This is a genomic window from Devosia sp. J2-20, assembly GCF_055808475.1.
This window is the reverse complement of the sequence record NZ_CM147870.1, coordinates 1,192,648-1,206,396: the sequence shown is the minus strand read 5'-3', so window position 1 is coordinate 1,206,396 and position 13,749 is coordinate 1,192,648. Positions and strand designations below refer to the sequence as shown.

Annotated in this window: 11 protein-coding genes; 4 read left to right on the top strand and 7 right to left on the bottom strand. The window is 59.7% G+C overall.

What is annotated here, in order from left to right; translation table 11 throughout:
* Positions 1-12: 12 nt before the first annotated feature.
* On the bottom strand, positions 13-1,770 hold the full coding sequence (flgK, locus tag AC0L37_RS05825) for a flagellar hook-associated protein FlgK (protein WP_473315344.1): 1,758 nt from the start codon (positions 1,768-1,770) through the stop codon (positions 13-15).
* A gap of 151 nt (positions 1,771-1,921) precedes the next feature.
* Positions 1,922-3,694, bottom strand: a complete 1,773-nt coding sequence (locus AC0L37_RS05820) for a flagellar hook protein FlgE (protein WP_212657473.1) — start codon at positions 3,692-3,694, stop codon at positions 1,922-1,924.
* A 228-nt stretch (positions 3,695-3,922) separates the two neighbouring features.
* On the opposite strand from AC0L37_RS05820, the gene AC0L37_RS05815 reads away from it, so the two are divergent.
* Together AC0L37_RS05815 and AC0L37_RS05810 are read left to right on the top strand one after the other, a co-directional pair.
* Entirely contained in the window at positions 3,923-4,789 is an 867-nt protein-coding gene (locus AC0L37_RS05815) for an ATPase (protein WP_282221732.1), read from the top strand.
* A 70-nt stretch (positions 4,790-4,859) separates the two neighbouring features.
* Positions 4,860-5,792: a homoserine O-succinyltransferase gene (locus AC0L37_RS05810; RefSeq protein WP_212657471.1), complete on the top strand. Its 933-nt coding sequence runs from the start codon at positions 4,860-4,862 to the stop codon at positions 5,790-5,792.
* On the opposite strand, the gene AC0L37_RS05805 is transcribed toward AC0L37_RS05810, so the two are convergent.
* Complete coding sequence (locus AC0L37_RS05805) at positions 5,789-6,910, bottom strand: hypothetical protein (RefSeq protein ID WP_282221733.1); 1,122 nt, start codon at positions 6,908-6,910, stop codon at positions 5,789-5,791. The two genes, AC0L37_RS05810 and AC0L37_RS05805, sit on opposite strands and share 4 nt — an antisense overlap.
* On the bottom strand, positions 6,907-8,727 hold the full coding sequence (locus AC0L37_RS05800; protein WP_282221734.1) for a glycosyltransferase family 2 protein: 1,821 nt from the start codon (positions 8,725-8,727) through the stop codon (positions 6,907-6,909). Before AC0L37_RS05800 ends, AC0L37_RS05805 begins: the two co-directional genes overlap by 4 nt.
* A 337-nt stretch (positions 8,728-9,064) precedes the next feature.
* On the opposite strand from AC0L37_RS05800, the gene AC0L37_RS05795 reads away from it, so the two are divergent.
* Positions 9,065-10,462: a YcjX family GTP-binding protein gene (locus tag AC0L37_RS05795; protein WP_282223018.1), complete on the top strand. Its 1,398-nt coding sequence runs from the start codon at positions 9,065-9,067 to the stop codon at positions 10,460-10,462.
* Positions 10,459-11,481 carry a YcjF family protein gene (locus tag AC0L37_RS05790; RefSeq protein ID WP_282221735.1) on the top strand — a complete coding sequence of 341 codons (1,023 nt, stop codon included), beginning with the start codon at positions 10,459-10,461 and terminating at the stop codon, positions 11,479-11,481. The genes AC0L37_RS05795 and AC0L37_RS05790 overlap by 4 nt, the downstream gene beginning before the upstream one ends.
* Here the strand turns inward: AC0L37_RS05790 and AC0L37_RS05785 are convergent.
* The 3 genes from AC0L37_RS05785 to AC0L37_RS05775 all read right to left on the bottom strand — a co-directional run bounded on the left by AC0L37_RS05785 (position 11,478) and on the right by AC0L37_RS05775 (position 13,684).
* Positions 11,478-12,242, bottom strand: coding sequence for an EAL domain-containing protein (locus tag AC0L37_RS05785; protein ID WP_212657467.1), 765 nt, complete (start codon positions 12,240-12,242; stop codon positions 11,478-11,480). The two genes, AC0L37_RS05790 and AC0L37_RS05785, sit on opposite strands and share 4 nt — an antisense overlap.
* Positions 12,243-12,338: 96 nt before the next feature.
* Complete coding sequence (locus AC0L37_RS05780; RefSeq protein ID WP_269369251.1) at positions 12,339-12,659, bottom strand: 2Fe-2S iron-sulfur cluster-binding protein; 321 nt, start codon at positions 12,657-12,659, stop codon at positions 12,339-12,341.
* Positions 12,659-13,684 (bottom strand): NAD(P)/FAD-dependent oxidoreductase, encoded by a 1,026-nt coding sequence (locus AC0L37_RS05775; protein WP_282221736.1) that lies wholly within the window; start codon positions 13,682-13,684, stop codon positions 12,659-12,661. Before AC0L37_RS05775 ends, AC0L37_RS05780 begins: the two co-directional genes overlap by 1 nt.
* Positions 13,685-13,749: the final 65 nt, after the last annotated feature.

The window sequence follows — 13,749 nt, the reverse complement described above, 5'->3', positions numbered from 1 at the left end:
CACGCTACTCCGTTACACCGCGCCCAACAGGGCATCGAGCAGTTCCTTGACCACCGACACCACACGGGCATTGGCCGCATAGGCGTTCTGCAATTCCATCAGGCGCGCCATTTCCTCATCCAGATTGACGCCGTATTCGGTCTGCATCTGGTCCGAAATCGTGTCCAGCGTCAGTTGCCGATCATCATATTTGGTCAGCGCGGCATTGATATTGCCGCCCTGAAAACCCAGCACCTGGCCAATCAGATTGCCCAGATTGCCCGTCAGCTGGAACTTGTCGGCATTGGCCGCCGGATTGCCGCCCGAGGTAAAGCTCATCGAGGCCAGTTGATCGATGATGTAATTGGCACGGTCAGCGTCACCCAGCGTCCCGCCGACCTCGTGCTGCACCATCAACTTGTTGTTGGCCACAATCGCGGTATTGACCGAGATGCGGGCCGCAAAGCCCTGCTTCTGTGGCGGATCGCTGTCCAGATTGTTGGTGAAAGCCGTATTGCCCTGATCGACGAACAGGTTGAAGGCCAATCCGGCGCCCTGCAGACCCGTCGATGTAGAGCGTGCCACTGCGGTCTTGACGTCCGTAGCGCCAATCGCGCCGTCATCCAGGATCCGCAGATTGCCGGCACCCGTGCTGGAGATCGCCAGCCCTGAGAACTTCGCATTCAGCGCAGCGGCAGCAGCGGTGGAATTGCCCGACAGGTCAATACCGATGACTCGCTGGCCCGAGGCATCCATATAGTCCACGGGATCGGTCGAATTGACCACCCGGACCTGCTTGTTCACCCCATTTTCCGAGTAGGTGAACAGCACGTCATTGCCTGGCTTGAGCGTTGTCAGGTCAATGTCAAAACCATTGGCAACGCCATCAGTGGCCGCTACGCCGGGGTTCTTGACCGTTGAAAAGGCCTGCGCCAGCCCAGAGGCGATCTCGTCCAGCTGCTCCTGCGCCTCAACCAGTGTCTTGTCGCGCAGCGTCACCAGACCGCCCAGTTCGCCGCCCTGCAGCACGCCCTGGGTCACCAGATCGATCGTCAGACCGGACGGGGTTGTCAGCGACAGCTTGCCGACCTTGTTCTCGCTGGAATTGGGGTCAAACACCGAATTTGCCGACAGGCTGCCGGCGCTCTCGAACGAGAAGGTGGAAACACCATTATCCAGCAGACCAACACCCGAGCGCGTCATCAGCGCAACTGTACCGTCACCGCGATAGTCGGCGCGTACGTCAATCAGTTCGGCAACAGAGCCGACCAGGCGGTCCCGCTGATCAAGCAGCGCTGAGCGCGCGCTATCGGTCATGCCAAGATCCAGCATGCGGTTATTGACCTCGGCGAGCGAGTTCAGCATGCCGTTCATGTTGTGAACGTTCGAGGCAATCTGCCCCTCGGTCTCCTGCCGCATCCCCTGGATGGTGTTGGACAACCGGTTGAGCGTCTCGGCCATGTTCTGGGCGGATGCAACCGCATTTGAACGTGTTGTATAATCGTCAGGGCTCGTCGCCACACTCTGCAGAGAGTTTTGCAGATCGCTGAACAGCGTATCGAGCGAACCAGCCGTACCCGGCTTGCCCAGAAAACCCTGCAGGCGATCCAGATAGGATGCCTGGATCGATGAGTTGGCGGTGTCCGACACCTGCCGGTTGTAATAGGTCTGCAGGCTGGCATTGAACGCGCGGTTGGCGCCAACACTGCGCGCATAAGAGCTGGTCTGCGTGTTGTAGTCGACAACGTTGAGCGACTGCTTGTGATAGCCAGGCGTTCCGGAGTTGGCGATGTTACGGCTGACGAGCCCAAGCGAGATCCTGATTGACCCGCAGACCAGACACAGCGTTGGTAAGTGATGTCGTCAGACCCATAGACCGGGCTCCTCACGAAGGGACTAAGCCCGGAGCGCACGCCCCGGACCCTACTTTTGGTCGATCCGCCTAGCGGATCATGTTGAGTGCTTCTTGCAGCATCTTGTCCGCTGCGGTGACGATGCGGGTGCCAGCGGCATAGGCCTGCTGCGTCACGATCAGCTTGGTGAACTCGTCCGAAATGTCGGTATTGGATGCTTCGAGCGAGCCGCCGATGATGCCCGAACCGGACAGATCGAGGATCGCTTCACCCGATTCAGATGTGGTAGCGAACACGCCGCCGTCCAGACGCTTGAGCTGGTTGATGGCGTTGAATTCAGCCGTCACCACCTGCGCCATGTCGATACGCTCACCATTCGAATAGGTAGCGACCACACGACCGCTATCATTGATGGCCACCGAGACGAATTCACCGGCGCCGTAACCGTTCTGGTTCAGTGTCGACACATTCACCGTGCCGTTCACGTCAGCAAACTGGGAGACGCCGTTGGTGTCGTGCTTGAGTTCGACATTGCCAATGGCGACACCATTGATTGTCAGATTGTTCAGCGTGGTCGTGGAGACGCCAGGCGCCACCAGCGAGCCATCTGCACCAAAGGTGTAGGTCTGACCGGTATTGGTCCACATCGGCGAACTGCCGGTGGCAGCACTATCCGACATGTAGAACAGGTTCCACGTATCGGAACCGCCAGAAGCAGCACTGTCGATCTTGGCCCAGCGCATCTGCACGTTGGCTGGCGCACCGTTCGATGCATAGACCGTGATGGCGCCACCAGCGACGGAGTTCGACTTGAACAGCGTGTCATCGCTCGCTGCAATCGTGGTCACGGCAGGACGTGTAGGCACAGTGGATGCACTCGGATTTGTCAGGCCCAGGGCAGTCAACTGTGCGGCCGTGCCGCCGGTTACCGAGAACTTGGCGTGGTAATCGGTACCAAGGTTGATCCGTAGATTACCACCATTGATATCGACAATGGCACTGGAAGCTGCGGGACCACCTGCGGAGCGCAACGAGGCCTGCATAGTTGCCAGAACAGTCGCGACCTGCGCCGGAGCAGTCGTGATGTCGATGGCCTGATTGCCGGTGGCAGCGGCACCGCCATTGGTAAACTCAAACGTCACCGCCGTGCCATTCACGTTCAGACTGACTGTTTCGCCAACGTTGAAGACTGTAGCGGCACCGTCAGTGCCGGTCAGCGCACCACCAGCCATATTTGCGGCAGTCGATGCCCCGGCATAGCCGGCATACTTGTTCGGCTCCAGCAGTTCACTGTTATAGACGGTCGCGTTGTAGGCCGTCGTCTTGGGCAACTGCGGCAGGTTGGACTGATAATTGATCCGGTTGGTCTCCTGCGCAGGCAGGAAGGCGTTGGACAGCTTGATGACTTCAGGCACGGAACCCGAAATATTGCCGGTAGTGGTATCGATAGGCAGGCCCTTGAGGTAGTAGCCGGCGCCATTGACGAGCATACCGTCCTTGTCGATCTCAAAGTCGCCGCGACGGGTGTAAAAATTGGTACCCGCAAACACCGAATTGCCGTCTGACTGCCCGATCTTGGGCTCAACCACAAAGAAGCCGTTCGAATTGAGCGCCACGAAGGTCTCGTTCGACACGGTCTTGATGTCACCCTGCACTTCATTGGTGCCGCGCGATTGCGCCAGCACTGCACCCGGAACCTGGCGCTTGAGCGGCGCATCAGGGATCAGATCGAGGAAATCGGTCTCAATGCGCTTGTAACCCGTCGTCTGCGAGTTCGCGATGTTGCCCGAAATGTTTTCCAACGCGTGCGCCTGGGCCCGCAGACCCGTCACCGCACTGGAAAGAGCGCCATAAATGCCCATGAGATACTCCGTAAACCTCGTTTGCGCCCTGCGACGCGTTCCCCACTATCAATGCAAGCGCGATGCCAACTCCTTTGTCCGTTGAATCCATTGGGTAATTTTGGCAAACCTCGCGACAGCGCCTGCCATAACCGGCAATTGAGTCCGAGCATCCGGCAGAAATTGCCGCCCGCTTGTGAAGCGGGGGCGCTTGCATTATTGGGAAAGGCCTGAAGTCCGGGGCGTTTTATGCTGTTCAAGTCTGCCGATGAATTCATCAAGTCACCAAACCGCGCCGTGACGGTGTTTGGCATGGCCGGCGTCGGCAAGACGCGGCTTTCCGCTATGCTGCGCGCGTCGAACTGGTTTCACTACTCGGCCGATTACCGCATCGGTACACGCTATATGGGCGAAGCCATCGTCGACAATTTCAAGCGCGAAGCAATGAAGGTCCCGTTTCTCGCGGACCTGCTGCGGTCGGATTCGATTTACATCTCCTCGAACCTGACGTTCGAGAACCTTGACCCGCTTTCAAGCTACCTGGGGACGCCCGGCGACCCAGACAAGCATGGCCTGCCGCTGGCCGAATATCAGCGCCGCCAGGAGCAGCACCGCGTTGCCGAGATTGCCGCGCTGCACGATGTGCCCCACTTCGTCGAGCGTGCCAAGGCGCTCTATGGCTATGACAATTTCATCGCCGACACGGGCGGCTCGCTGATCGAGGTTGTCGATCCGGCCGATCCCGAAGACCCCGTGATCAAGACGTTGGCCGGCGCGACCACCCTGCTCTACATCCGCGGCACTGGCTCGGACGCCGCCGAGTTGATCCGTCGGTTCAAGAAGAGCCCCAAGCCAATGTACTACCCGCCGCAGTTTCTCGTTGAGAAATGGGCCGAGTACAAATTGATCCACGGTATCCTGGAAGACAATGACGTCGACCCCACTGGCTTCGGCGCGTGGGGATTTGAGGCGCTGTTGCATGACCGCCTGCCTCGCTACCAGATGCTGGCCGACAATTTCGGCTATGTGGTGGAAGCCTCCGATCTCGCCCTGGTGCGTGACGGCGACGAATTCATCGACCTGATGGCAGCGGCCATCGACAAGCGAATGCGCTAGCGCGTTCTCCATTTTTGGAGGCGCGCCCCGCTTGAATCGTATTGTGATGATCGCCAGCTAAGAGGCTGCCATGCCTATCCGAATCCCCGACGACCTGCCCGCCCGCAAAACCCTCGAAGACGAGGGCGTCAATGTCATGGATTCCAGCCGCGCCGCGCGGCAGGATATTCGCCCGCTCGAAATCGGCCTACTCAATTTGATGCCCAACAAGGAGCGCACCGAGACCCAGTTCACCCGGTTAATCGGCTCCACCCCACTCCAGGTAGATTTGACACTGGTGCGGGTCACCGAACACCAGTCCAAGAACACGCCCGAGGACTATCTCAACTCTTTCTACAGCACCTGGGAAGAGGTCCGGAACCGCAAGTTCGACGGCTTCATCGTAACCGGTGCACCCATTGCCAACATCCCTTTTGAGGAGGTGCGTTACTGGCCCGAAATGCTCGACATCATGGATTGGACACAGACCAATGTGCACCATACCATGTTCATCTGCTGGGGCGCTCAGGCAGCACTGCACCACTTCCACGGCACCAAGCGTTACCGCATGGCAGAGAAGGCATTTGGCGTGTTCCGGCACGAGGTCGTTAACACCCGCTCGCCCTATCTGCGCGGTTTTTCCGACAGCCCGATGATCCCGGTCTCGCGCTACAACGACATTGACCGCACCACGCTGGGGCCGGACCTCGAAGTGCTCATCGATAATCCCGATATCGGCATCTCGATGCTGGGCGATGAAAAACACCGGGCCGTGCATTTCCTGAACCATCTCGAATATGACAATCGATCCCTTGCCGACGAGTATGATCGGGACATTTCGGCAGGTCTGACAACCCCGCCACCGGCCAATCTGTTTCCCAATGGCGACACTACAGCCACGCCGGAAAACCGCTGGCGCAGCCACGCGCATCTCTTGTTCCAGAACTGGATCAATGAGATCTACCAGACCACGCCGTACGACATGGCCGAGATCGGCTACGAAACCAGCAAGACTGGCGCTTAGCCGACCTGCCACCCGAACAGCTGGATGGGCATCAGCCCGTCCAGCCAGCCCGGCTGCGACCAGTGTGGTGCAAGCCACCAGCTTGCCGCCGACCCCGCCAGCAGCAGCAGCAACACGAGCCAGTGCATCCAGGACCGGATACGCGTTGCAGCCAGCCAGCCCAAAGCGGCCGCCATAAGAGCGACTGCTGGCAGCCACGGCGACAGATTGAAGGCAAAAAGGCTGTTGCCAACCGCCAGATAGAGCGGCACCACCGCCACCATGGCGCTTGTGAAAACCTTGCGGCGACGATCCGGAATAAGCGCATGCAACAAGACAGCGAACCCCACAGGCGCGCTGAGCGCCATTAGCGCAACTGGGCCCATGAGCGGCGACTGTTGCGCCTCAAAGGCCCGCATGAATGGCGCGATCAGGGCTCCGGGTCCGATACCGCTCCGCGCTGCAATAACGATCACCCCCAACACGATGATCAGCACCGGAACGATCCCCACCAGCAACATGGCCAGAAAGGCTCTGGGCCGGCGACGCGCTTCTGGATCGCTCAGCGGTACAGCCAGCAGTAAAAATGGAATGAGCGCTGCCAGCGACGGCCCCGCCATCAGCAAAAGCGGCAGGATAAGCCCGTAATTGATGACCGACTGCGCGTCGCCGACGGCCTCAAGTCCCCGTCGTCCGGGAATAAGCAGCGCCGTCGCGATGACTATCAGAAATTCAGGCCCCGCCGTCGTGACGGTTTGCAGGAGCATGGGATGCGACACCACCAGCAGGAGTGCCAGCACGGCGGGCACCAGAGGCCAGTCACTGGTACGCAGTTGGCGGAACAGCGCGGCTGCGCCAACCGCGGCCACGGTGATGTAGATCAGCGCCAGCGCGGTCCGTTGGTCAACAACGCCGATAAACCAGCCTGCCAGCCAGTCAATCAGTCCCTGCAGCAGGCTCCCCTGCTCCCATCGCAACAGCATGTCCTGGGCGGCAACCGAACGCTCGAGTGCCCCATTACCTGCCAGATTGCCACCCAGCAGCAACAGGACCATAGCGGTCAGCAGACCGATCGCAGCGGGACGGACCCATGTCTTCTTAGGCACGATACGCGGCAATGATGCTGACATCGCACTCATGTGGCACGCTTCTTCTGTGCGTCGTCCAGCTTGGCCTGCGTGAACGAGGATGTACCGTGCTCGGTTTTCTCCCAGTAATGGGGATTGGTGATCAGTTGCTTGAGCGCCTTGTAGCCGGCGACTGAGTGCAGCACCCAGTAAAAGGGTAGCGTCAGGCCCACCACGACCAGATCGTAGTAACGACGCTTGAGCGCTGCCACGACGCCGAAATAGACCAGAAACAGATTACCGACGACGAGATTGAACAGCGCCAGCGTGCCGAACGGCTCGACAAACAGCCAGCCAAACGGCTCAAGCTTGGCGCCATACATCAACAGTGTAATGGCCCACAGGATCGGATTGAGCAGCACAGTAAATGCCGGTGCGCCGATGAAGAAGTGGAAGCTGAAAAACCCCACCGGGCCGATCGAGCGATAGAGGTGAACCGGATCGCGCATATGCACCAGCCAGGTCTGCATATAGCCCTTGATCCAGCGGCTGCGCTGCTTGACCCAGCTCGACATCACCCCATTGGCCTCTTCATAGGTCGTGGAGTTGATCACGCCTACGGTGAACCCTTCCTGAGCCAGACGAATTCCCAGATCGGCATCCTCGGTTACATTATAGGGGTCCCAGCCATTGACCTGACGCAGCGCTGCCAGCTTGAAGTGGTTGGATGTCCCGCCCAGTGGAATTGGAACGTTGAGAGCGTCCAGGCCGGGCAGCAGGAAGTCGAACCACTGGGAATATTCCAGCGTGAACATCTTGGTCAGCCAGTTCTCACCGCGGTTGAAATAGTTCAAGCGCGCCTGCACGCAGACCAGACTGTCCTCGGCCGTCTGAAACGCCAGCACGGCCTTTTTCAGCTGATCCGGCTCCGGCTGATCCTCGGCATCATAAATCGTCAGATATTCACCACGGCAAAACTGCAGCGCGTAATTGCAGGCCTTCGGCTTGGTCTTGGGCTGGCTTGGCGGCACGCGAATGATTTCGAAATTGCCGGGCAGATCCAGCTCTTTGGCCGCGCCGATGGTTTCATCATCGTCCTCTTCCAGAACCAGCTTCACCTCGAGCTTGGAGGCAGGATAGTCTAACCCCTTGAGCGCCTGAGCGAGCAGCGGCAAGACCCGCGCTTCGCGATACATCGGCACCAGCACGGTATAGACCGGCAGATCGCGGTCCACCAGACTGGCCACTGCCTCGTCGGAGATCGCGATATCCGCCCGTCGGCTCGCGCCCACCCAGGTCAGAATGAACTTGAAAACGAAGGTCAGCGTGTAAAGGGCCGTCGCCGCTGACATCAGCGCGATCGCGGTTGGCAGCGGCGCAATGACAAGCGCCAGAACCAGCCCGACTAGGCAGATGAGCACTGTCACTTTCTGTGCCTTGGTAACGGTGAATTTGGCCGAATGCTGCGGCTTCCACTCATAGAGGCCTTCACGCGCCTTGTGGCTGTCATGATCACGAAACAGTGTCTGTGTCTGCCACAGAATGTCGTAGGGCGAGGTGATCACGAAGTCATAGGCGTCGCCGTATCGCGACCAGGCCCAGGCGCGTACTTCATCAGTAATGCTGGTGGTCGCCACCAGCATCCGTCCCCCATTCATGCGCCAGGGCGTGACATTGCGCTCGGTGTAATCGAACCTGTCTGCGGCCTCGACCACGCTCGGATCGCTTGGCAGTTCGAGCAGGTTGACGAACGGTACACCGGACACGTCTGCCAGCGCCTGATAGTACTGTATGCGACGGACATGGCCGCCCGCTATCAGTACGTGGGATAGCCCGTGCCCCCATTCAGCGCTCTGTCTTGTCGCTTCTGCCAGATCCAAAACTGACAAACACCCCAACTGCACAAGATGCTCAGCAACAGCCAGTTGCAGAGCCGATGAGGAGTCATTGGAACGCGAACTTTGGGGATCTATCTGGGCAAGAGCAGAATTACGCATGACAACAACACTTTGGCGCCGCCACTGCTACGCTCTCGATACAAAAACAAGCCCGCAGAATACCGCAGGGGAATTTAACAATCTCACAAGATGCGCACGCACTCTGTGCCTATCCATCAGCGCTTGAACGTGCGCTACGAATCCCTATCTTTCCAGTGCATTGAAAGAGTAGCGCGTGCCCCAAACTCCAACGACCATCGTCGACGAACTGGGCATTGCCCTGTCCAATATGGCCGATGCCGCGACCGGGGCATTTACCCCCACATTGCGGCTTGGCGTTACAGGGCTGAGCCGCGCTGGCAAAACCATTTTCATCACGGCCCTTGTGCATAATCTGCTGACCGGCGGCCGTATGCCTGGCTTCACGCCGTTGGCTGAAGGCCGTTTCATCGGAGCGCGGCTGGCCGAATACCCTGACGCCACCATTCCGCGCTTTGCCTACGAGCAGCATCTGGACGCCCTGACCGGCAAGCACCCGGTCTGGCCCGAAGGGACCCGGCGAATATCCCAGCTGCGCATCGTGCTCAAATTTCAGTCCAGAAACTGGTACTCAAGCCTGCGTGGTCCCTCCACGCTCAATCTCGACATTGTCGATTACCCCGGCGAATGGCTGCTCGACCTGCCACTGCTCGGGCTCAGCTTCGCTGAGTGGAGCGCCGAGGCGCTTGAACGGGCCCGTCGCCCCGGTTCGGGCAAAGAGGCCACCCCGTTCCTCGATCAACTTGCCGCTATTGACCCGCTGGCAGAAGCCAATGACCCCGACGCAGAGCGACTGGCCACCGCCTTCACAGACTATCTGCGCCGCAGTCGCGAACATGGTGCCCTCTCCACCTTGCCCCCCGGACGCTTTCTGCTCCCCGGCGATCTTGAGGGATCACCCGCGCTGACCTTTGCGCCCCTGCCCGCTCCCAGCCACACCCCGCGCAGCACAAGCCTCTACGCTATGCTTGAGCATCGTTTCGAGGCCTATAAGGCGCAAGTGGTGCGCCCGTTCTTCCGCGACCACTTCGCGCGCCTTGATCGCCAGATCGTGCTGGTAGACACCCTGCGCGCGCTCAACGCCGGCCCAGCCGCCGTGGCAGATCTCGAAACGGCACTGACCTCCGTATTGTCCTGCTTCCGGCAAGGCGAAACCAATCCCCTGCTACGCCCCTTTGCCCGACGCATCGACCGCATCCTGTTTGCCGCGACCAAAGCCGACCATGTGCACCACACCAGCCATGACCGGCTGCAGGCCATTCTCAATCGCCTTGTGTCCAACGCGACTAAACGCGCGCGCTTTGCTGGTACGGACACCCGGTCCATGGCGCTCGCAGGTATCCGGGCCACCCATGAAGGATCGATCTCAGAGGGCGGCCAGACGCTCAACGCTATCGTTGGCACGCCCATTGAGGGCGAGAAACTGGACGGTATGACCTATGATGGAAAAACCGAGATCGCTCTGTTTCCCGGCGACTTACCAGAACGGCCTGACTCATTGTTCGAGGACGGCAGCCCGGTCGCACTGAATTTCCTGCGCTTTACCCCGCCGCAAGAACTGGATCGCAATGCTAGTGGCGATGTGGTTCTGCCCCATATCCGGTTTGACCGCGCCCTGGACTATCTGGTGGGAGACTGGCTCGCATGAAACGCCCTATCGCACGCCCGACCGTAACGCCAGACAAGGCCGATGAAACCCCAATCGTCCGCGCGCCGCGTGCCTTTGCCCCCACAGCCGTGGACCGGACCGATGCGCCTTTTGATAGTGAGCCCGAGGAAACGCTTGTCGCGCCACCACCCAAACGCATGAGCTGGTGGGGCCGCCTCGCCTGGGCCAGCAGTGGCATCCTGGTCTCGGCGGGTCTGGGTCTGGCGGCAGACCGTCTGATCCGGGATCTGTTTGCCGCCAACCCATGGCTGGGCTGGGTCGGCCTGAGCGTGCTCGCCGCCTTTGTTGTCGCAGTGATCGCCTTGGCTACCCGTGAAGTCTTTGCCCTTCGGCGACTGCATATGCTGGACGCGCTCAAGCGCGATGCGGCGCGGGCGACCGCCGATAACGACCAGCGCCGCGCCAAGCTTGTGGTGGACAAGCTGCTTGGCATTTACGCCGCTCGCCCTGATCAGGCCAGAGCGCGTCAGGATGTTGCCGACCATCTGCCGCACCTGTTCGATGGGCAAGAAATTGTGGCGCTGGCCGAGCGCAATCTGATGGCACCACTGGACGCGCGCGCCAAGACGCTGACTGCGGCGTCGGCACGACGAGTAGCGCTGGTCACCGCGGTCTCACCACGAGCCTTGGTCGACATTGCATTCGTGATCTATGAGAGCGTCCGGCTCGCAGGGGCTATTGCGGCGCTCTACGGCGCCCGTCCCGGCTTCTTTGGCTTCTGGAGGCTAACGGGCACCATTCTGACCCATCTGGCCGTCACAGGCGGGCTGGTGCTCACAGATGGGCTGGTCGAGCAATTGGTTGGGCAGGGTCTGGCGGCAAAGCTGTCAGCCCGCCTCGGCGAAGGGGTGGTCAATGGTTTGATGACGGTACGCGTTGGCATTGCCGCCATGCGCGTTGTCCGCCCCCTGCCCTTTGAGACCCAGCCGCAACCCATGGTGCGCGACTTTATCCCCGAACTGACCAAGCTTGCCAGCGACAACGCCAAGGCGCCCTAAGCTGCCAGCGCCATATCGGTCATGGTCTGGAAGGCCTCCACCTGTGGCCGGGCAAAATAGTATCCCTGAAACAGCTTGATGCCGGCGGCCCTGAGGATGGTCAGTTCCGCCTCTGTCTCGACGCCTTCGGCCAGCAGGGTGATGCCAAGCTCACCAGCCATGCCGACAAGTCCGCGAATAATGGTTTGCTTGACCGGGGAGGTATCGACGCCACGCAGCAGCTCCATATCGATCTTGATCAGATCGGTTTGGAACTTGGCCAGCAGTGACAGCCCGGCATAGCCGGCTCCAAAATCGTCCAGCGCGGTCGTGAAACCCATGCGGCGATACTCGGAAACGATGTGCCCGATATGGCCGACATCATCCATGCGTTCATTCTCTGTGAATTCGAACATCAGGCGCCGCGTATCAAACTGCATGCGCGATGCCGCTTCTAGCGTTGCGCGAATACAGGCCTTGGGCTCGTAAACCGCATTGGGCATGAAATTGATGCTCAGCTTGGCGTCAACATCGCCGATGCGTGTGCCGGCCAGCTCGATCGCCTTGACCCGGCAGGCCTGATCAAAAGCGTAGCGGTTCTTCTCGGTTACCTGACCAAGCACGTCGAAAGCGCTCTCGCCCGCAAGGCCGCGCACGAGCGCCTCATAGCCCCAGACCCGATTGGCCGAGACGTCCACTATGGGCTGAAAAGCCATGGTGAAGGGAATTTCAAACGAGTTGGCGTCGGCATTGCGACACCCGGCACAACTATTCGCGGTCATATAATTACGCTCTAAAAAACCAGGGCGACGCTATGATCACACTAGCCGATAGAGGTTAAACTTCTCGAACCCGACGAACAGAAATTAAACGCTAGCTCAGTCCTTGGCCGCGCTTGGTGCGAGCGTGAGCTTGAGACCATCAAGTGCGTCACTCATCAGGATCTGACAGCTCAGGCGGGAATTCTCGCGGACGTCACCGACACTGTCGAGCATATCCTCTTCTTCGTCGCTGGGCGCACCGACAATCTCGGTCCAGTCCTTGTCGACAAAGACATGACAGGTGGCGCAACTCAGCGCACCACCGCACTCGGCCTTGATGTTCAGGCCCCAGTCACGAATGACTTCCATCACCCGCCAGCCCTCGAGCCCTTCGAGCTCGTGCTGCTCACCAGCCTGGTCAGTGACGTGGATTTTCATCAGGCAACGCCCAGCTTCTTCTGCAGCTTGGTCGAGCTGGTCGTGTACTGGAACACCACCCGCTCGCCCGGTGCGACGATTGCCTTGGCAGCCTGCGCCATCAGCGCCGCTTCATGGAAACCCGACAGGATCAGCTTGAGCTTGCCCGGATAGGAATTGATGTCGCCAATCGCAAAGACACCGGGAACCGAGGTTTCGAACTTCTCGGTGTCCACCACGATGGTGTTGTCGTTGAGCTCAAGGCCCCAATCGGCAACGGGACCAAGCTTCATGGTCAAGCCGAAGAAGGGCAGCAGGCGCGTGGCCGGCACCGAAAGATCGCCAGCTGCAGTGGTCAGATGCACATGGTTGATCTGCCCGTCCTCGCCATCGAGCTTGGCGATCTGGCCGAGCTGGAAGTTCACCTTACCTTCGGCAACCAGATCCTTCATCTTGTTGACCGAGGCGGGTGCTGCCTTGAAGGCATCGCGGCGGTGCACAAGCGTCAGCGACCGCACGATGGGCTGCAGGTTCAGCGTCCAGTCGAGCGCCGAGTCACCGCCGCCAACGATCACAACGTCTTGGCCGCGGAAGTCGTCCATCTTTCGGACGGAATAGAATACGGACTTGTTTTCAAACGCTTCAATGCCCTCGACAGGCGGGCGCTTGGGCTGGAACGAGCCACCGCCAGCAGCGATCACGACAACCTTGGCATTGAAAATTTCGTCAGCATCGGTTGCCAGCTTGAACGAGCCGTCTTCCTGCTTCTCGATGGAGTTGACCATTCGATTGAAGTGGAATTCCGGCGCGAACGGCGCGATCTGCGCCATCAGATTGTCGGTCAGTGCCTGGCCGGTCACCACGGGAAAGCCCGGAATATCGTAGATCGGTTTTTCCGGATACAGCTCCGCGCACTGCCCACCGGGGCGGTCCAGAATGTCGATAAAGTGGCATTTGAGGTCAAGCAGTCCGAGTTCGAACGCAGCAAACAGCCCGCAGGGGCCCGCGCCGATCACGACGACATCAGTGGTGATTTCAGTGCTCATTGATCTCAAGTCCATCTGGAGGGCCACCGCCCTCAAATTACAGGGAATTCGTCATGCCTGGTGGT